This window comes from Labrenzia sp. C1B70 (genome assembly GCF_000475395.1).
Classification (GTDB): Bacteria; Pseudomonadota; Alphaproteobacteria; order Rhizobiales; family Stappiaceae; genus Roseibium; species Roseibium algicola.
Window position 1 is genome coordinate 145383 of sequence record NZ_AXCE01000008.1, and the last position, 19841, is coordinate 165223.

The following is a 19841-nucleotide window of genomic DNA, read 5'->3' on the forward strand; positions in this document are numbered from 1 at the left end:
CTCATGTTTAAAACGCTGTGTGAGAGGCAGCGAAAAGGACGCGAACAACGCGCACTCTTGGAGAATTTTTATGGGGCTCAAGAAGACCGGTAACACCCGCTTGATGGGTGGTGTTGCCCTTTGGGTTTTGGCTTTTAATTGCGGGGCGGCTGCACAGGATGCAGTAGCGGATGCAGCACCGGCGACACCCGTTGCCGGACAGGATCAACCGGTGTCGCAGCTACAACAGATCGTGGTCAGCGCCGGCGTGCCCAAAGTCGCGATCGACACTCCTCAGGCCGTCACCGTGCTGGACCAGGAAGCCATCGACGACCTGCAACCGCGCTCGATCGGAGACGTCTTCCAGGAGATCCCGGGCGTCACGCCGATCGGCAGTAACTCGATCCTCGGCGAAAGCATCAATATCCGCGGTATCGGTGAAGCTCTTTCCGGCGACGAGACCCGGATCATCATGCAGGTAGACGGGGTCAACAAGTTTTTCGAACAGTACCGGATGGGGTCGTTCTTCTCCGATCCGGAACTCTATAAACAGATCGAAGTCCTGCGTGGACCGGCATCATCGACCCTTTATGGCGCCGGTGCGATGGGCGGTGTGATCACCTTCACCACAAAGGATGCCAGCGATTTCCTCGATCCGGGTGACCTGATCGGCGGCCGGCTGAAAACCTCCTGGGATTCGAACGGCAACGGCTGGCTGGGCAGTGCGATCGTCGCGGCGGAGCCGGTCAAGAACCTCGAGTTGCTCGGCGCCCTCAACTATCGGCAGTCTCAGGACATTACGGACGGCCAGGGCAACGAGGTCCCGGACACGGATTTCAGCTCCATCAACGGTCTCATCAAGGCCCGTTACACCTTCGGGGAAAATGAAGACCAGTCCGTTTTCGCAAGTTACCAGAACTGGTCGAGTGACGAGGACGACCAGAACTACGACCAGATTGCCTGGGGTCCTGACTTTGGCGATGTCGACCGCACCGTGACGGATCAGACCGCGATCGTCGGTTATGCAAACGGGTTTTCAGGAAACGATCTGCTTGATGTGAAGGCCCAGTTCAGCTGGTCCGACACGCGGGTCGAGCAGAAAAACCAGGATCAGATCTGCGCCCAGTACGCCCCTGCACCCGCGCCGCCGACCTGCTATTATCCGTTCGGCTTCAATTCCGAATATTCCTACGAGACCTGGCAGGGCAAGGCCGACAACGTCGCAACGTTCCAGCTGGGCGAAGACTGGATGGCCTATGTCACGACCGGCATCGACGGCCAGTACCAGGAACGCCGCAATCCGCGTGATTTCGGCACCTATGTGCGCAGTGGTTCGGGATCTCACCCGGAAGGCGAAACGGTCAACGTCGGCGGCTATGCGCAGGCCGAACTGGTGTGGAACGACCGCATCACCCTCATTCCCGGCATGCGGATCGACTACAGCAACGTGTCTGTCGGCAGCTATGTGGACGGCAGCGGCAACACCATCAACCTGAACGAGGAAAAGAGCGCCGTCGGCTATTCGCCAAAGCTTGCAGCCATGATCAAGATGTCAGAATGGCTTGGCGTCTTCGGCTCCGTCGCACACACCGAGCGTCTGCCGTCCCTCGACGAGGTGTTTTCGAACTACGTCGTCAACGATCTCGACAAGGAACTGTCGAACAACTTCGAGGCCGGTGTCACCTTTTCTTTCGATGACCTGATCATGGGTGGTGACGCTTTCCGCCTGAAGGGAACGGCGTTCCGCAACAACGTCACCAACTACTACGCCAGCTACTGGAACGGTTCGACGGTGGTGACGGAAATCATTCCGAAAGCCCGTTACGAAGGGCTTGAGCTGGAAGCCTCCTACTGGACCGAAAGCATCTACGGGTCTCTCGGCGCCTCGCTGATCCGGGGCAACAACGTCAGCACCGGCGGCTACATGAATGCCGTCCCCGCCGACAGCGCCTTCCTCAAGATCGGCTACGTCTACCGTCCGTGGAACCTCGACTTCGGCTGGAAGGGCGACTTCTACGCCGCCCAGGACCGTGTGGGCGCTGACGAACAGGAAACCGCTGGCTACGTGCTGCATAACCTTTATGCGGCATGGAAACCGACCGACGGTTTCATGGCGGACAGTGAGGTCCGGTTCAACGTCGACAACGTGTTCGACAAGTCGTACCGGAACCACCTGAGTGAAGACGAAGGTGCAGGCCGCAGCTTCAAGCTGAGCTTCGCCAAGAAGTTCTGACCCATGACCCGCCGCCTGTCCCCGCGGGCGGCGGGTTTCAAGCCCGGTTGCGGCTGACCACTGCACATCGAAAAGCGCTCCCTTTCCCTTCTGGAAACGCTTTCATCAAAGTGACATCGACACCCTGTATTCAGTGTTGGAAACGTTTCCAAGACTGAAGGAGCCAAGGGTGAGATCGCGTCCGCCGACGATCAAGGATGTTGCCGAGCAGGCCGGTTGCGGCATTGCAACGGTGAGCCGCGTCCTCAACGGCACCGGCTCCGCCAGCGCCGACACCCGCCGGAAGGTTCTTTCGGCAGCAAAAGCACTCGGCTTCGAATTCAGCGCGCTTGGCCGATCCCTGCAAAGCAGCTCGACAAAGACACTCGGCTGCATCGTCCCTTCTCTCGCCAATCCCGTGTTTGCCGAAGTCGTCCAGGCTGCCCAGCAGGAAGCTCACCGCGAAGGCTATCAGCTCATTCTGGCCTGTTCGGAATACGACGAAGTGCTGGAGCTTCAGGCCGCGCGTACCCTGATTGCCAAACAGGTCGACGGCCTGGTCCTGACGGTCAACAATGCCGCCAACAGCGAGGCTCTGGAGCTGATCCGGGATAGGGACCTTCCCTGCTGCCTCGTCTATAACCGCTCCTCTTTCGGCTTGCCCGCGTGGGCCGTCGACAACCGTGCCGCCGCGCGTGAAGTCGCAAGGGCCTTTCACAGCCAGGGACACGTTCAAACCGGTTTTCTGGCCCTGCGGTTCCACCGCTCCGACCGCTCGCGTGAGCGCTACGAAGGCTTTGCCGCCGCATGCCGCGAGTTCGGCATGGCAGACCCGCTTCTTCTGGAAATCGAGGAGCAGGACGGCACCCTTCTGGAATTGCTCGGCACGCTTCTGGCCGAACATCAGGCCCTGACCGGAATTTTCGCGTCGAACGACTTTCTCGCCCTTGCCGCCATGAAGGCCGCACGGGCCCTTGGCAAACGCATTCCCGACGATCTGTCGCTGGTCGGCTTCGACGGTATTTCCACCGGCCTGCTGGTCGACCCTCATCTGGCGACCGTCGAAACAGATCCGCGCACCATGGGTCAGGGCGCCGTCCATTCCGTGCTGGCAAGGCTGCTGGACCGGCCGACACCCGACCTGCCGTCCGCAGCCGCCACATTCAGTTTCCGCGCGGGAGGCAGCCTTGGCCCTCCCGTTCCCGGAAAAGCCGATGGCAGAGAAGCTGCCACTTCCCTGCCATCCAATGAGTAACCCCGAGACCTGCTTGAGATCGCTTCAGGAGTCACTGACATGAAACGTACACTTTTCGCATTGGCCATGACAATGGCGGCCGTCGTGCCGGCAAAGGCCGAAGATGCCGTTTGCTACAACTGCCCGCCGCAATGGGCCGACTGGGCATCGATGCTGGAAGCCATCAATGAGAAGCTCGGCATTGCCATGCCGCATGACAACAAGAATTCCGGCCAGACCCTCAGCCAGCTTCTGGCCGAGAAGGCCGCGCCGGTCGCCGACGTTGCCTATTACGGCGTGACCACTGGCATCAAGGCCGGCAACGAAGGTGTCGTCACCGCCTATAAGCCGGCCGGTTTCGATGACATCCCCGAAGGCCTGAAGGACCCGGAAGGCAAGTGGTTTGCCGTTCACTACGGCACCCTCGGCATGTTCGTGAATGTCGACGCGCTCGGTGGCGCTCCGGTGCCGCAGTGCTTCGCCGATCTGAAAAAGCCGGAATACCGCGGCATGGTCGGCTACCTTGATCCGTCTTCCGCCTTTGTCGGCTATGCAGGTGCGGTTGCCGTCAACCTGGCCTTCGGCGGTGATCTGGAGAACTTCGATCCGGCTATCAGCTACTTCAAGGAACTGGCGGAAAACGACCCGATCGTCCCCAAGCAGACCTCTTTCGCGCGCGTCGTTTCCGGCGAAATCCCGATCCTCTTCGACTATGACTTCAACGCCTATCGCGGCAAATACGAAGAAGACGGCAACTTCGAATTCGTGCTGCCGTGCGAAGGTTCCGTGCGCGTTCCCTACGTGATGAGCCTGGTGGCAGGCGCACCGCATGAGGAAGCCGGCAAGAAGGTTCTGGACTTCATCCTGTCCGACGAAGGCCAGGCGATCTGGACCAATGCCTACCTGCAGCCGTCCCGCCCGGTGGAACTGCCGGCTGAAGTCGCCGCGAAGTTCCTGCCTGCAAGCGATTACGAGCGTGCGGTTGCCGTCGATTATGCCCACATGGAACGCGCCCAGGCCGGTTTCGGCGAGCGTTACCTGAACGAAGTCAAATAACATCCTGATCTGGCGGGCCGGAACGCATTGGCGTTCCGGCCTGTTTTTCCGAAGGCATTCTTCATGTCCGACAGAACATTCGTGACCGCCTGCCTTGTACCGCTGGCGGTATTCGCCCTCGCTTTTCTGGCTCTGCCGCTGGTGCGCCTGGTTCAGGCGTCCTTTGAATCGGAAGCCGGCTGGCACATCTACCTGCAGATCCTGCAAACGCCTCGATATCTTGAAACCCTGGTCAACACGGTGCTGGTGTCGCTGGCGGTCAGCCTTGCCGCGCTCGCTCTGGCGACCACCGCCGGCCTGTTCCTGGCGCGGAACAGGTTCTTCGGACGCGGCCTGCTGCTTTCCGTCCTGACCCTGCCGCTGGCCTTTCCCGGCGTCGTCATCGGCTTCCTGATCATCCTCCTGGGGGGACGTCAGGGGCTGTTCAACCAGCTATTGCCCGGGCACATCGTGTTTGCCTATTCGCTGATCGGCCTCTTTCTCGGCTATCTCTATTTTTCCATCCCGCGCGTCCTGCTGACGGTGATGGCTGCCGTTGAAAAACTCGACCCCGCACTGGAAGAAGCCGCCCGCACCCTGGGCGCATCGCCGTGGCGCATTGTCATAGACGTGATCCTGCCCGGTCTTGCCCCGTCCCTCGTTGCCGCCGGTGCAATCGCCTTTGCCACCGCCATGGGAGCCTTCGGAACCGCCTTCACGCTGGCCACCAATATCGATGTTCTGCCGATGGTGATCTATACCGAATTCACCCTGTCGGCGAACATCGCCATGGCGTCAGCCCTGTCCGTTCTGCTGGGCCTTGTGACCTGGGCCCTGCTTTACATCGCCCGCAGTTTTGCGGGAACGACAGTTGCGGCGGGAGGCTGACATGAAAAGATCCCTCGCCTGGTGGCTGCAATGCGCGGTCACGCTTGTTATCGCCGCCTTTCTGCTGGTCCCGGCCATCCAGTCGATCCTGGCCGGGGTAACAGCCAACTACTTCCGCGGTTTATCCTCGGGCCTGACCCTGAAATGGATCGGGCGTGTCTGGGAATTATACTCCGCCAGCATCTTCCTGTCGCTCTGGCTCGCGATAGCCTGCCTTGCCGTCACACTGGTGATCGGCGTTCCGGCGGCCTACGCCCTTGCCAGGAATCCCGGACGCCTGTCGCGTCTGCTGGAAGAGTTCATCTCCTTGCCGCTCGCCATTCCCGGCCTTGCATTGGCGCTCGCGCTCTTGCAGCTCTACGGAACCTTGTCCGGGTTCCGCACGTCCTGGACCTTCATCCTCGTCGGCCATGTTCTCTACACGCTGCCGTTCATGGTGCGATCGGTTCTCGCCGTCCTGATGGCCATGGATTTCCGCAGCCTGGAAGAAAGCGCGGCGACACTTGGCGCGTCTGCCTTCACGCGGTTTCGAACGGTGATCATCCCCAATGCCATGCCGGGCATCCTGGCTGGTGCCCTGACCGTGGTGACGCTCTCCATCGGCGAATTCAACCTCACCTGGATGTTGCACACGCCTTATCTGAAAACCCTGCCCGTCGGCCTTGCCGACAGCTATGCCTCCATGCGGCTGGAGGTCGCCTCCGCCTATACGCTCGTCTTCTTCGCGATGATCGTACCGCTGTTGATGGCCATGCAATGGGCCTCCGCCAGAGCGCAAAGGATCGCTCAATGACCCTGACAATCGAAAACGCCGCCAAGACCTTTGCCGATGGCACGCGGGCTCTCTGCCCGACCAACCTGACCGTTGGTCCCGGCGAAATCCTGTCGTTGCTGGGTCCTTCCGGCTGTGGCAAGACGACCCTGCTGCGCATCATTGCCGGACTGGAGCGCCCCGATGCGGGCAGCCGGATCCGGTTCGACGAAACCGACGTGACCGGACTTGCCGTGGAACATCGCAATGTCGGCATGGTGTTTCAGTCCTATGCGCTCTTTCCCAACATGAGCGTGCGCGCGAATGTCGGCTACGGCCTGAAGGTTAGAAAAGTGCCGGCGGAAGAACGCCGGCAACGTGTGGACGAGGTGCTGAGCCTGTGCCGCCTTACCGACTACGCCGATCGCCCGACAAATGCCCTGTCGGGCGGGCAGCGCCAACGGGTGGCCCTGGCCCGTGCCGTCGCACCGCGCCCCAGGATCCTGCTGCTGGACGAACCCCTGTCCGCGCTGGACGCCGCCTTGCGCGACAACCTGCGTGACGAACTGGCCGCCATGCTGCGGCAATTCCGGATCACGGCTGTTTTCGTCACCCACGACCAGAGCGAGGCGATGGCGATCGCGGACCGGATCGCGGTGATGTCGAACGGAACCATGCTTCAGGTCGGCCGGCCAGAAGAGCTGTACCACACTCCGGCCAATGCCTTCGTCGCCCGGTTCATCGGCAACGCCATGCCATTGACCGGACACATGGAAAACGATGTACTGCAGCTGCCCGGCGGGCAATTGAAGCTTCCCGCTGGCGCCGCCGGCAAAACAGCTTACATACGGTCGGAAAACGTCCGCCTAGACCAGACAGGATCCTTGTCGGGGACGGTGGAAACCGTCACGTTCTCCGGCGGTCATATCCGTCTCGCCGTGGGCGGCGTCCTTCCGGATGCCGGCCTTCTCTATCTTCAGCACCCGGGCAGGAAAGCCCCTGAAACCGGCAGCACCGTGCGCCTCGCCATTGATCCCTCCGACCTCATCTTCCTTGCAGATCAGACATCGACTCATTCATGACCAAGATCATTCAGATTTCAGACACCCACATTGTTCCCGAAGGAGCACTCGCCTACGGACAGGTCGACACGGCCGCGGCCCTTGCCGAAACGGTCGCCACAATCAACCGTCTGCTGCCGCAGATCGGTCCAGTCGACCTCGTGATCGTTACCGGTGACCTGACCGAACATGGAACGCCGGAAGAATACGACCGCTTCAAGATGCTGATGGCGGACCTCGACCTGCCCTACAGGGTGCTGCCGGGCAACCACGACCGGCGCGAGCCGATGCGGGAGAGCTTCGCGGACGCACAGTGGATGCCTCGCACCGGCCCCCTGGACTGGCAGATCGATTTTGAAGACTTTGCCGTTGTCGGGCTCGATAGCCTTACCGAAAGCTCAGCGCATGGCACACTTGAACCGGCAACCCTGTCCTTCCTGACGGACGCGCTCTCCGGTCTTGGCGACAAACCCGCGATAGTCGGTTTTCATCACCCTCCCTTTGCCGTGGGGATCAATGCGATGGACGCGCAGAACCTGCACGACGCAGACAGCCTGGGCACCGCCCTCTCCCTTCATTCCGGGCAGGTTCGGCTTGTCTGCGGCCATCTGCACCGCTCCATCGTTGGCCTCTTTTCCGGCAGCCTGTGTCAGGTCTGCCCCGGCACCTCGCATGCGGTCACGCTGGACCAGCGCACCAACGCCGGCAACAGCTTGACCAAGGAACCTAGCGGGATGCTGCTTCACGAATGGCGAGACGATGGTTTCCTGACGCACCTCATTCCGGTTGGCGCCTTTCCGGGGCCTTATCCCTTCCTGGGCGTTTCCTGAGGACCTGAAACGAGCATCATGCAACGCGCCTGCCGGCGCCTCATGGCCCGGGAAACGTCGACCGCCATCGGCGCAAAAAGGTTTCCCGGGTCAGGGCATCCAGTGCGACCATGAGCGCGGGGGAAAGACCGATCGGCCGCAGGGCTGTCGAACTCAGGACCTCGCCTTCATTGCCATCCTCCGTTTCCAGAAGCGGGCTGATCAGCAATGCGGTCCGAAGTGCAAGCGTGCCTTCCGAGGACAAGAGAAAATCCAGGAACGCCTCGGCCTCGGCTTCGTTGTTTGCCTGCTTCGGGATCATAAAGGTGCGCGACAGGACCAGTGTGTAGTCGGACGGCAGCACGATGCCGATCCGGTCGTCGTTAAGCTGATAGCCCTGGGCGTAGGAGCCAAGCACGTTGTAGGCGATCAGGTAGCGCCCCTCGGCAACACCCTTGATGATGTCGACCGAGCAACAGGTGGAAATTGCCTGTGAGCGGCCGAAGGATTCCTGCAGCGCGCCGAAGGTGGTTGCTTCCTGCGCGTCGGCAAAAGCAAACAGATACCCAAGCCCCGACTGCTCGATGTCATAGGTTGCGACCCGCCCGGCATATGGGGTGCCGGAAGGCCGAAGGAGATCGAGCAGGTCGAAGCGGGTCTGCGGAATATCCTCCACGGGCACCAGCCCGCGGTTATAGACGATCACCGCGGGCTCTCGGGTGATGCCCCACAATTCGTCGCGCCAGCGAAGGGCCTCCGGCAACTGTTCGGTCAACCGTGAGCGGTAGGACGCTGCGCAGGCTTCGTTGACCAGCTGCACCATCTGGTGAACACCGGAGCTGATGACAATGTCGGCACCTGGAACGCCGTCGCGGCAGTCCCGGCGGGTCAGGCGGTAGAGCTCGTTCGATCCCCATTGCTCGTAGCGCACCTGCAACCCGGGCCGGGTGCGCAGGAAACTTTCGACCACGGGACCGAAGATGGAAATATCCGTCGTGGAGCGCACCACCAGCACACGGTTGGTGGTCTCCGGTCCGAAATTTTCCACCAGCTCCTGGGCCGACACGGCCTGGCCGGTGGCAAGCAGCATCACGACTGCAGGCAGGCACTTCAGCAGATAGGCGAGCCGCTTCATGTCCGCCCCTCCGGTACGGCTGCAAACACAAGGGCTGCACGAAAACGCGCCCCACCCGTCTTTTCCAGACGCAATTCGCCATCGTAGGAAAGGGCGACGGAATGCGCGATCGCAAGACCGAGGCCGGAACTGCTTTGCCGCGACAGCGCGCCCTTGTTGAAACGGGACCCCAGTTCGGCAAGAACCCCGTCCACCGGTCCACCGCCCGCATCTTCCACCCAGATACTGGCCCGCCCGCCTTGCAGCGAAGCCCCGATCCGCACCGGCGAGCGGCCGTATTTGAGCGCGTTGTTCAGGAGGTTCTTCAAGGCTTCCTTCAGCGATTGCACATCCGCCAGCACTTCGACAGGGTCTTCGCCGATCTCCAGGATCACGTCGAATTCCGGATTGAGAACAGCGTGATCGCCTTCCTCGAAAACGTCGAGGGCAATATCGCGCAAGTCCACCTTCTCCCGTCTGGCGCTGTCGCCGCGGTGGATCACCAGTGCCTGGCTCAGAAGCTGGTCGAGCAGACGGCCGAGGCTTGCCGTTCGGGTCTGTATCCTCTCGACGATCTTTTCCTTGCGGGAAAGTTCCGCTTCGTCGGTGAAGAGATCCGCCTGGGCCCTGAGGGCAGCGACAGGCGTCCTGAGCTGATGCGCGGTGTCGGAGATCAGATGCCGCATGGAATTCATCTGCCGGTCGAGCCGGGCCATGAAGCCGTTGAGGGCATTGATCATCACCGCCGTTTCCCGCGGCACCGAGGTGTCGAGCGGTGTCAGGTCGTGGGGGTCCCGTGCCGAAAGACCGCCGGCGATCCGTTCCAGCGGCTGCAGCACCGAGCGGACGACGACGACCGACAACAGCACCATTGCCAGGCCGGAGGCTGCAAGCACGTAGAGCGCCTTGCGGGTGATGTCATAGGCCATGTCGTTACGCGCCCGCAGGGTCTGGCCGACGACCACCTTGATCGTGCCGTTGAGCGTACGCTCGGCAAACCGGCGCGAGACGACAGCAAAACGGGCTGGCTCTCCAAAGAACGAACCGTCGAAAAACCCTTCCCGGAAATCGCGCCGGCCTGTCGGCAGGGTGATTTCATCATAGCCGGTCAGCGTCGCACCCTCCGGGCCGATAATGCGATAGCCGATCCTGTCGTCGGGGGCGAGCGCCAGCAACTCGAACGCCGATACCGGCAACTCGATGACGGGCCTGTCATCCTGAACGGTGATCGACGAAGCAATGCCTGTCGCCGCGCCCAGGAGCAACCGGTCGTAGGCGCTTCTGGCCGCCTCCCGGCCATAGGCGAATGCCGCGATGGAAACGATCACCCCGCCGAAGATCAGCAGAAAGGCAATCCCGAAGGCAACACGTGCGGTGAGCGAGGTCGACGCCAGCCTGCGGATGAGATCAGTCATCGACTTCCAGCTTGTAACCAAGCCCTCTCTGGGTCTCGATCCTGACAGATCCGCCCGAGAGTTTCTTGCGCAGCCGCGCAACATAAAGCTCCAGCGCGTTCATGCTGACGTCGGTGTCCTGGAAACTGAACACCCCTTCGAACAGACGTTCCTTGCTGACGGTCTTGCCGCGATTGCGGACCAGGATCTCCAGCAGCGAGAATTCGCGCCGGGTCAGATTGATCGGGCTGTCGCCCTGACGCACGACCCGCGCGGAAGCATTGAACGTAAGGCTGCCGAGTGTCAGTTCCTCGGCCTTGTCGCCTTGTTCGCGGCGATAGAGTGCGCGGATGCGGGCTTCAAGTTCGCGGTGGTCGAACGGCTTGACCAGGTAATCATCCGCCCCGGAATTGAGCGAGGATACCCTGTCGTCGACGGAAAATTCCGCCGTCAGCATCAGCACCGGCGTGCGTTCGCCCCGAGACCTGATCTCTTTCAATAGCTCGGTGCCCAGGCCATCCGGCAAATTGATATCAAGAACGATCACGTCGTAATGCTGAACGTTGACGCAGGCCCTCGCCTCCTCCAGCGACTTTGCCAGATCGCAGGCAATGCCTGACCGGTCCAGCCGGATCATGATCGCCTCCGCCATGTCAAACGTGTCTTCAACGAGCAAAAGGCGCAAAGATTCGTTCCTCCCGCCCCCAGTCTTGCCCCGCAAATTCGCTGCTTGCAAGCAATGTGCCCCCTGGTGACAGGTTGATGACAGGGTTTGGCGCTAGGCTCTCCTCACGTCCGTTGGGAGGACCCGCTTTAACGCGGCACAACGGATACCAGGGGCTCACCAAAAGCCTTGCACATGTGGAGGAAACACAACATGGCATTCAAAACGACCCGCCTTCTGCTGGCGGCCGCATTCCTTGGCGCATCCGCTTTCGGCGCAACAGCTGCCGATTTCACGCCGGAAAACCCGGAGTGCATCGCACCGGCCAACCCGGGTGGTGGCTGGGACTTCACCTGCCGCCAGGTCGGCAAGACCCTTCAGGACCTGAAGCTTCTCGACAAGACCATGCAGGTTGTGAACCTGGCTGGCGGCGGCGGCGGTGTGGCCTATGCTGAAGTCGTCAACAAGCGCGGCGACGACAACGACCTGATCGTTGCAGCTTCCTCGGCAACCGCAACCCGGCTTGCGCAGGGTGCCTTCCCGGGCAACACCATGGACCAGGTTCGCTGGGTGGCTTCCGTTGGCGCTGACTACGGCGTGATCGCCGTTGCGGCCGACAGCCCGATCAACACCCTGCCGGAACTTCTCGACCAGATGAAATCCGACCCGACGTCCGTATCCGTTGCCGGCGGTTCCGCTGTTGGTGGCTGGGATCACCTGAAGGTTCTGATCGCTGCAAACGCTTACGGCATCGAAGACGTCCGCACCGTGAAATACATCGCTTTCGACGGTGGTGGTGAAGCCGTGACCCAGCTTCTGGCCGGTTCCGTCCAGGCTTTCACCGGTGACATTTCCGAAGCCAAGGGCTTTGTCGACAGTGGCGACATCAAGGTGATCGCTGTTCTGGCACCTGAGCGTCTGTCCGGCGAATTCGCCGACTTCCCGACGGCAAAGGAACAGGGTGTCGACGCGATCGGCGCAAACTGGCGCGGTTTCTACGCACCGGGCAACATGTCCGACGACGCCTATAACGCATGGGTGTCCAAGATCTCCGATCTGTACGCAAGTGAAGAATGGAAAGGCATCATGGCTGCAAACGGTCTGGCTCCGCTCGACCTGCAGGGTGCCGAGTTCCAGGAATTCGTTGCCAACTCGGTTCAGCAGATCCAGAACATCTCCAAAGAAATCGGCATCATCAAATAAGAATGCCGTCAGTCCGACTGGAGGGGGCGCAGTCCATGTGCCCCCTTCTTTTTCAGGACGCGTCCGAACGCGGGCATATCCGGTTTACCGCACGCAGCTTTGAGACTGACAGCGTAACGCCGGAAGTATGTCTGCCTGATCATTGTCCGCCCGATTGGGCAAAGTGGATTGTCGGCGGACACAGTGGCACACTTCGGGTGCCAACAAACAACAGAACACATAAGGGGCGGCCGCCGGACTTGGGGAGGAGCCGCTATTAGGAAGGTATCCATGAGCGACCGCATCTTTGGCGCGGTCGGGCTACTTCTCGCGCTGGGATATGCCTGGGCCGCTCTTGTCATCGAAGAAAGCTTTCTGTCCGACGCCGTCGGCCCGAAGGCGTTCCCCCTGATCATCGCATCCGTGTTGGGTCTGTCGTCGCTGGCGATTTTCCTGAAACCCGACGTCGCCCCGGAATGGCCGTCGCTGCCGCGTCTGCTTGAAGTCGCCATGGCAGTGCTGGCGATGATCCTCTACGCGATACTTCTGCCGGAAGCCGGCTTCATCATCGCGACAGCCATTGCCGCTGCCTATCTGACCTGGCGCCTCGGCTCTTCACCGATCGGCTCGCTTATCACCGGCTGCCTGACTTCGCTCGGCATCTATGCGGTCTTCCACCTCGTTCTTGGCCTCTCCCTGGCCAAGGGCCCGTTCGGCTTTTAACGGAGCATCGCCATGGAAACTCTCTCTTCACTGGCCGACGGCTTCATCATCGCGCTGACCTGGCAGAACCTGCTGCTGGCCCTGCTCGGCTGCTTTCTCGGCACCATCATGGGCGCTCTGCCGGGCCTCGGCCCGTCCAATGGCGTCGCCATCCTCATCCCGCTTGCCTTCACGCTCGGTCTTGGCGCCACGCCGTCATTGATCCTGCTGACGTCGGTCTATTACGGCGCCATGTACGGCGGGCGTATCTCGTCGATCCTCTTGAACATTCCCGGTGACGAACCGGCGATGATGACCTGTCTCGACGGTTACCCGATGGCCCAGCAGGGCCGCGCAGGCGAGGCCCTCTCGCTGTCGGGCGTTGCCTCCTTCGTTGGTGCCTTCCTGGCCACCTGGGGCCTGATCCTGCTGGCACCGCAGCTGGTCAAGATCGCGCTTCTGTTCGGTCCGGCGGAATATTTCGCCCTGTTCACCCTGGCCTTCGCCACCCTGGGCGGCGTTGCCTCGACCAACCAGGCCAAGACCGCCTTCGCAGCCGCGCTCGGCATTGGCCTTGCCACCGTCGGCGTCGACACCCAGACAGGTGTGCCGCGCTTCACCTTCGGCGAAGTGCATCTCTACGACGGGATCGACTTCCTGGTTGCCATCGTCGGCCTGTTTGCTCTGTCCGAGGTCTTCCTGTTCCTGGAACACCGTCACGGCAATGCCGACGCCAACTCCAGCAAGGTTACCGTCGGCCGGCTGATGCCCAGCTTCTCGCTGCTGAAGTCCTGCACACCGACCATGCTGCGCACCAGTCTGCTCGGCTTCATTGCCGGCGTTCTGCCTGGTGCCGGCGCGTCGCTCGGCTCGTTCATCTCCTATACGTTCGAGAAGAAACTGGTCGACAAGGAAGGCACCTTCGGCAAGGGCGACCCGCGCGGTGTCGCCGCGCCTGAAGCCGGCAACAACGCTGCCGCGGGTGGTGCGCTGGTGCCGATGCTCGCCCTCGGCGTTCCCGGTTCCGGGACCACGGCCGTGCTGCTGGCGGTTCTGCTGGCGCTCAACATCACCCCGGGCCCGCTGCTGTTCACCCAGCAGCCGGATGTGGTCTGGGGTCTGATCGCGGCCCTGTTCATTGCCAACTTCATGCTGCTGGCCATGAACATCCCGATGATCGGTCTCTTCACCCGCGTCCTGTTGATCCCGCCGCGCATCCTCATGCCCATCGTGGCCATGGTCAGCTTCGTCGGCATCTACGGCATCTCCGGCTCCTCCTTCGACCTTCTGGTCATGGTCGGCTTTGGTGTGCTGGGCTGGGTGTTGCGCAAGCTGGATGTGCCGCTGGTCCCGATCATCCTCGGAACGCTGCTCGGCAACGCCATGGAAAACAACCTGCGCCGCGCGATCACCATCAGCAACGGCGACTGGTTCACCCTGATCGACAGCCCGCTGTCGCTGACCCTGTGGAGCATGGCCATCATCGGCTTCGTCCTGCCGATCATCTTCGGCAAGGTCCTGAAAGCCCGCATGCGTCACATGAAGAAGGACGAAGAGGGCTCGGTCATCGACTGATCGCTGCCAACAGCGCAAGAAACGAAAACGCCCTCTCCTTCCGGATGAGGGCGTTTTTTTGTTTGCGGACGTCTCACCGTCGTCATTCCCGATGGTCCGAAGCGAAGCTGCCACCCAGCGGGGAACCAACATGCAAGGCGCCAGTCAAAAATGCTTCAGACTTGAGAAGACGAACTCAGCTAAACCACCAGCGCTCCGTAGCGCGCAGACCGTCGAGCGGCCAGTTTGCTGCGACTTTTTCCGGATGATTGACCTTGTCGCTGAGTGCCATCACGTAGCTTGCGAACATGGGGATGATGGTGCCGCCATCGGTCCTGACGATGTTCTGCATCTCGCGATACATATCCGCGCGCTTTGCTTCGTTGAGTTCGGACCGCGCTTCGCTCAGAAGCCGGTTGAAGCGCTCGTTGTCCCAATAGGTGTCGTTCCACGGCGCCCCGGCGGCGTAAGCGAGCGTGAAAGTCGCGTCCTCGGTCGGGCGTCCGGTCCAGTAGACCGCGCAGAACGGCTTCTTCATCCAGACATCGGACCAGTAACCGTCATTGGGCTCGCGCACCGGCTGAATGTTGATACCGGCCGCCTCTGCCTTGCTTGAATAAAGCACTGCTGCATCGACAGCGCCGCCAAAAGCAGCGTCGGAGGCGGAGAGTTGCAGATCCAGCGAGCTGAGGCCCGCCTGTTTCAGATAATATTTCGCCTTGTCCGGATCATAACTGGTCTGCTCAAGATCGGCTGCGTAAAAGCGGTTGGCCGGGCTGATCGGGTGGTCGTTGCCAACCGAGCCATAGCCAAAGAGGATCTTGTCGACAAGTTCCTGCCGGTCGATGGCGTATTTCAAGGCCATGCGGACATTGTTGTCGTTGAAGGGCGCTGCCCGAGTGTCCATGGCGAAGGTATAGTGCTGACCGCCGGTCGCCGAAACGATCTGGACGCCCGGTGCGCGCTGGAACAGATGCACCGTCTTCAGATCCACCTGGTCAACGACGTCGACATTTCCGGTCATCAACGCGGCCTGCCGCGCTGCCGGATCAACAATGGCCATCAGGACAACCGCATCGAAATGGGCACGGTCCGATTTCCAGTAATTCGGATTGCGCGTGAGCTCGGCGATGTAGCCGGGTTTGAAGTTGGTGACTTTGTAAGGACCGCACCCGTCACCGCTGGTGGGATCGATTTTGCCATCCGAAGACTTCAGGATCGGCATGTGGTAGTCGCTCACCACATAAGGGAAATCGGCGTTGCCTGCATCCAGCGTGAAGACGACGGTATCGCCGTCGCTGGCAATGTCGGTAACCGGTGCAAGGAAGGGCTTGGCAGCCGAACTGCTGTCCGCGCCGCGGTGATAGTTGATCGAGGCGACGACATCATCAGGTGTCACGGTACCGCCGCTGTGGAACTCGACACCGCTGCGGATCTTGAACGTCCAGACCTTTGCATCGGGAGATGACGTCCAGCTTTCCGCCACTTCCCCGACGAGGGATCCGTCCGAGGCGATCTCCACCAGGTAGCCGTTGCGGGCAAAGGCGAAGACCTGCGAATAGGTGTTGTCCCAAACTGCCGGATCGTACGTGTCGTTGGTATTGCCCGAGGCAATCCCGAAGCGGATCGTTCCGCCTTTTTTGGGCTGGGCAACGGCCGGCCCGATACCAAGAGACGATACGAGAGCCGTGGCGCCGAGCGCAGCAGTTCCCCCGAGAACGCTTCGCCGCGAGACTGCCAGTCGGTTTTGCGGCGTAAAGGCCTCTCCCATTCCATGGTTCTCCTTGATGAGCGTGATAGGTTTCAGTTCAACTTGTTAGCCGGTACCGACGGCCAGTCGCGATAACCGGAATTTCGGCAAATTCCGTCCGCCCGGCCCGGCGGTGTCACCATCGGGCCTTGCATGATTTTGTTTCGAGTGTCCGCTGCCTTTGCGTCCGCAGCCTGGGCCGTGCCGGTGCCTAGCTGGCGTAGTTCGAGCCTTCGTCGTCCAGAATGGCTTTCAATTCGGCGAAGTGGTCGTGTCCAAGGCCCGGATAATTTTCAATTTCCTGCGCGGTCTTCTCGGCAATCTCAGGGCTGAGAACGCGCAGTGGTTTTCCGGTCTGCAGTGCCCGGATGTAGGTCTCCGCAGCACGTTCGAAATGATAAAGGCGGTCAAAGGCTTCCGCGACAGTGTTGGCGACGACCAGAACGCCGTGGTTGCCCATGATCAGCACCTTGATCTTCGGGTCGCGAAGCAACATCGCGCAGCGTTCGCCTTCTTCCTCGAAAGCAAGTCCGCCATAGTTCTCGTCAATTGCAAAGCGGCCATAAAAAGTCGCGGTGTTCTGGTCGATCGGCGGCAGAGTACTGTCTGCAAGGCAGGCCAGAACCGTGGCATGGACCGAATGCACATGCATGACGCAGCGGGCATGTGGACACTGCCGGTGGATGGCGCCATGCAATCCCCAGGCAGTCGGGTCCGGGGCATTTGGATGTTCCAGCGTTTGCGAGTCATTTGCATCCAGCAAAATCAGGTCGGATGCCCTGATCCGGCTGAAATGCCGCTGGCGGGGGTTTACCAGAAAAGCCGTGCCTTCGTCATTGACGGCGAGGCTGAAATGATTTGCGACAGCTTCGTGCATTCCAAGACGCTCGGTCCAGCGGAATGCTGCCGCCAGGTCGATCCGCTCCGCCCAGTGGGTGATGTTCGAATGTTCTGCAACACGCAGCATGCACTGTCTCCCTCGCTTTCTCTTCGACGCTAGGGAGCGCTTTCAACATTGACAAACAATATATTCGATGGCGTTGCATTAATAAAATTAATACGCATTATGTCAGTTGATGAATGAGTGAGGTGCACGCATGAAGACGGTTGGACTGCCGCCGCTGGCCTGGTTGCGGGCATTCGAGGCAACCGCGCGCCATCTCAGCTTCACCCGTGCCTCGCAGGAATTGAACCTGACCCAGTCCGCGGTCAGCCAGCATGTACGCAGCCTCGAGACCCTGCTCGGCTGCAGTCTTTTTGTGCGCAAGACGCGTGCCCTGGAACTGACGCTCGAAGGGGAAACCTATCTGCCGAGCCTGCGTGAAGCCTTCGACCTGATCACCAGGAGCACGCAGCTTGTCACCGGCAGTGACCTGGGGCGCAACCTGACGCTTCAGTGCAATCTGGCCTTTTCCGTCTATTGGCTGGCCCCGCGCCTTCGCCGACTTTACGAAGAATTTCCCTGGCTGACGCTCAATATCGTGACATCGATCTGGGACACCGAAAAGCGCGCGGCCGATGCCTCCCTGGAAATCCGCTTCGCCCGCCCGGAGGACATGCCGACCGCCGCCATTCGGCTTGCCGAGGAAAAATGCTATCCGGTCTGCTCACCCGGCCTGCCTGAAGAAGAGCGCTCACTGGAGAGCGGCAGGCTGTTCGACTGCGCGGGCATCACCGGCTCCTGGTCCGGTTGGATGAACTCGCAAGGCAGGTCCTTTGCAAGGGAAGCCGAAGTCAATCTGGCATCGACCTATGTGATTGCGATTTCGGCAGCCTTGAACGGTGCGGGCCTCGTCCTCGCACATGACACGCTCGTCGGTGACCTCCTCCGAAGCGGTGACCTTGTTCGTCCCTTTGAACATCAGGCGCCCCTGAGTGAAGCCTACTTCGTCCGGACCCCGCCACCTTACGCGGAAACGCCTGCCTCCAAGGTGTTTTTGGACTGGATCCAGAAAGAGCGGGCTTGTGCGCGCTGATCTGCAATCCAGCGCTGCCAGCGCAAGCAAAGGCGCTTTCACAAGAGCGCAATAGTCAGAGTTTTTGAATACGGCAAAGCGCCCAAGGCAAGCGGATATCCAGGGCCCGGATCTTACCGCGCAGCCACGCCGTGACCCACCCGGAATACCGGTGGAGGGGGCATCATACCCTCCCTCTGAGCCCTCAAAAACGGCCAAAACCTTCCCCCAAAACTCAAAACCGCCGCCTTCAAGTCAAGTGACATGCCGCACAAGTGCGACCTGCAGGACGCGTGATATCCAGCCTCTCAACGAGAACTCAAGTGATACCGAAATAGAGGTGTAAATCTGATGCACGTTCAAATCAGAAAACCAAAGAACCCCATCCCCAGGAACTACTTTCCCCACAACCGTGTGGAACAAAAGCGCGACGGCGTCTGGGTGAGGTGCGGGGTCGTTATGCCTGTCGGCGCCGGCGACAGCTGGGAGACGATCGGCAAGTTCTGCGACGGCATCCCTGCCGAAGAAGTGGCCTATGCCAACTTCGAGACCTATGACCCAGCCGAGATCAACTGGTACCTGAGAGAATATGTCGGCTGCCACAAGCCTGGCCCTCGTGGGTTCAACTTCATGTTCGATGGCGCCAAGCCTGGTCTTATCCTTGCTCCGTTCCGGGATGCGCTGATCGGCGATGTGGTGGAACGCGCACACAGGCAGGAGGAGCGCCGTCAGCGCCGCACCATCCTCGACCGACGATGGGACAACCGCAATATCGACATTCCGGAGGGTGAAAAACTCGTCATCCAGGCACGCGAAATGATTTACCGGCGCGTCCAGAACCACGTCCCGAACTCGCAGGATTTCGATCTGCAAAAGGAATTGACGGGATTTCTCGTGGGCGAGGCGATTGACGGTGGCGGTGGTCTCCTGACGCCGCACAAGGCGCTCTTGAAGACCTTGCTCAAGCCCCTCAAGGAACTCCATCCGGAAAACGAGCGGGTTCGTAAGCTGCGCAAGAAGTATTATGAAGGGTTCGCAAACGGCGTGGCGGCGGCGCTCTTTCCAGGGCACGACTACGCGCTTCACGACAAGGTCCCGGGAGAGAGGTTCTTCTTCAATGCCGGTCTCGAGCATGGTCGCCAGATGAGCGGTCTGCAACGTTACCAGTTCGTGATGGGCCTGATGGAACGCGCACGCCGTTATGGTCTGCGGGGAGGCAACCCGATCTATCAGCAGAAAGCCAACTTCTCGAAGGGTTTTGGCGGACGCGCCGTTGCGTTCTATCTCGCACGGGAATTGTCTTCCAGCCGTTTGCTGGAACGCAATATCCACGAGACACCGCTCAAGGAAGACATTGTGGATGCAGTAAAGGACACCCTCACGGACAAAGCCAAGGAAGCTGTCGGTATCCCGTCCTTCTGAGACGGGCTACTGCTGGCCTTAGGCGACTGCTCAGGACGTGCAGAAGGCGGCGCGGATCAAAAAGCGAGCACAGAAATATTCATCTTGTGCGTGTTGTGGGGTGCGCAGAGCCTCTCCCTCACTTCCTACGGAGAC

Annotated in this window: 17 protein-coding genes; 12 read left to right on the forward strand and 5 right to left on the reverse strand. The window is 60.7% G+C overall.

The genetic code is table 11. From position 1 onward, the window contains the following. Nucleotides 1-70 precede the first annotated feature (70 nt). The 7 genes from Q666_RS44420 (at nucleotide 71) to Q666_RS44450 (ending at nucleotide 7990) form a co-directional block, all read left to right on the forward strand. Complete coding sequence (locus Q666_RS44420) at nucleotides 71-2212, forward strand: TonB-dependent receptor (protein ID WP_023003150.1); 2142 nt, start codon at nucleotides 71-73, stop codon at nucleotides 2210-2212. Between the two features lie 169 nt (nucleotides 2213-2381). Continuing rightward, nucleotides 2382-3446, forward strand: a complete 1065-nt coding sequence (locus Q666_RS44425) for a LacI family DNA-binding transcriptional regulator (protein WP_031270348.1) — start codon at nucleotides 2382-2384, stop codon at nucleotides 3444-3446. Between the two features lie 39 nt (nucleotides 3447-3485). Next, the gene (locus tag Q666_RS44430) at nucleotides 3486-4481 is read left to right on the forward strand and encodes an ABC transporter substrate-binding protein (protein WP_031270345.1); all 996 of its coding nucleotides are present in this window, start codon (nucleotides 3486-3488) and stop codon (nucleotides 4479-4481) included. Nucleotides 4482-4544: 63 nt separating this feature from the next. Next, a complete protein-coding gene (locus Q666_RS44435) occupies nucleotides 4545-5348 on the forward strand; it encodes an ABC transporter permease subunit (RefSeq protein ID WP_031270343.1) in 804 nt (267 codons plus the stop codon). Between the two features lies 1 nt (nucleotide 5349). After that, entirely contained in the window at nucleotides 5350-6141 is a 792-nt protein-coding gene (locus Q666_RS44440; protein ID WP_023003146.1) for an ABC transporter permease subunit, read from the forward strand. Further along, nucleotides 6138-7181, forward strand: a complete 1044-nt coding sequence (locus tag Q666_RS44445; protein ID WP_031270341.1) for an ABC transporter ATP-binding protein — start codon at nucleotides 6138-6140, stop codon at nucleotides 7179-7181. Before Q666_RS44440 ends, Q666_RS44445 begins: the two co-directional genes overlap by 4 nt. Then, complete coding sequence (locus tag Q666_RS44450) at nucleotides 7178-7990, forward strand: phosphodiesterase (protein WP_023003144.1); 813 nt, start codon at nucleotides 7178-7180, stop codon at nucleotides 7988-7990. Before Q666_RS44445 ends, Q666_RS44450 begins: the two co-directional genes overlap by 4 nt. A 40-nt stretch (nucleotides 7991-8030) precedes the next feature. Here Q666_RS44450 and Q666_RS44455 read toward each other — a convergent pair whose 3' ends face one another. From Q666_RS44455 to Q666_RS44465, 3 genes are read right to left on the reverse strand one after another with little or no spacing between them, the layout of a single operon-like run. Continuing rightward, nucleotides 8031-9104, reverse strand: a complete 1074-nt coding sequence (locus Q666_RS44455; RefSeq protein ID WP_023003143.1) for an extracellular solute-binding protein — start codon at nucleotides 9102-9104, stop codon at nucleotides 8031-8033. Further along, entirely contained in the window at nucleotides 9101-10498 is a 1398-nt protein-coding gene (locus tag Q666_RS44460; protein ID WP_023003142.1) for a sensor histidine kinase, read from the reverse strand. The genes Q666_RS44455 and Q666_RS44460 overlap by 4 nt, the downstream gene beginning before the upstream one ends. Further along, nucleotides 10491-11162, reverse strand: a complete 672-nt coding sequence (locus Q666_RS44465; protein WP_023003141.1) for a response regulator transcription factor — start codon at nucleotides 11160-11162, stop codon at nucleotides 10491-10493. Before Q666_RS44465 ends, Q666_RS44460 begins: the two co-directional genes overlap by 8 nt. A gap of 192 nt (nucleotides 11163-11354) precedes the next feature. On the opposite strand from Q666_RS44465, the gene Q666_RS44470 reads away from it, so the two are divergent. The 3 genes from Q666_RS44470 to Q666_RS44480 all read left to right on the forward strand — a co-directional run bounded on the left by Q666_RS44470 (nucleotide 11355) and on the right by Q666_RS44480 (nucleotide 14600). After that, the gene (locus Q666_RS44470) at nucleotides 11355-12344 is read left to right on the forward strand and encodes a tripartite tricarboxylate transporter substrate-binding protein (RefSeq protein WP_023003140.1); all 990 of its coding nucleotides are present in this window, start codon (nucleotides 11355-11357) and stop codon (nucleotides 12342-12344) included. Nucleotides 12345-12614: 270 nt separating this feature from the next. After that, nucleotides 12615-13046 carry a tripartite tricarboxylate transporter TctB family protein gene (locus Q666_RS44475; protein ID WP_023003139.1) on the forward strand — a complete coding sequence of 144 codons (432 nt, stop codon included), beginning with the start codon at nucleotides 12615-12617 and terminating at the stop codon, nucleotides 13044-13046. A 12-nt stretch (nucleotides 13047-13058) separates the two neighbouring features. Beyond that, complete coding sequence (locus tag Q666_RS44480) at nucleotides 13059-14600, forward strand: tripartite tricarboxylate transporter permease (RefSeq protein WP_023003138.1); 1542 nt, start codon at nucleotides 13059-13061, stop codon at nucleotides 14598-14600. Nucleotides 14601-14775: 175 nt separating this feature from the next. On the opposite strand, the gene Q666_RS44485 is transcribed toward Q666_RS44480, so the two are convergent. Both Q666_RS44485 and Q666_RS44490 read right to left on the reverse strand, forming a co-directional pair. Beyond that, nucleotides 14776-16350 (reverse strand): ABC transporter substrate-binding protein, encoded by a 1575-nt coding sequence (locus tag Q666_RS44485; RefSeq protein WP_023003137.1) that lies wholly within the window; start codon nucleotides 16348-16350, stop codon nucleotides 14776-14778. A gap of 190 nt (nucleotides 16351-16540) precedes the next feature. After that, on the reverse strand, nucleotides 16541-17296 hold the full coding sequence (locus tag Q666_RS44490) for a class II aldolase and adducin N-terminal domain-containing protein (RefSeq protein WP_023003136.1): 756 nt from the start codon (nucleotides 17294-17296) through the stop codon (nucleotides 16541-16543). 130 nt (nucleotides 17297-17426) lie between these two features. Here Q666_RS44490 and Q666_RS44495 point away from each other — a divergent pair, with 130 nt between their 5' ends. Together Q666_RS44495 and Q666_RS44500 are read left to right on the forward strand one after the other, a co-directional pair. Next, nucleotides 17427-18305 (forward strand): LysR family transcriptional regulator, encoded by an 879-nt coding sequence (locus Q666_RS44495; RefSeq protein ID WP_023003135.1) that lies wholly within the window; start codon nucleotides 17427-17429, stop codon nucleotides 18303-18305. A 438-nt stretch (nucleotides 18306-18743) separates the two neighbouring features. Continuing rightward, entirely contained in the window at nucleotides 18744-19706 is a 963-nt protein-coding gene (locus Q666_RS44500) for a hypothetical protein (protein ID WP_152533319.1), read from the forward strand. The last annotated feature ends 135 nt before the right edge of the window (nucleotides 19707-19841 follow it).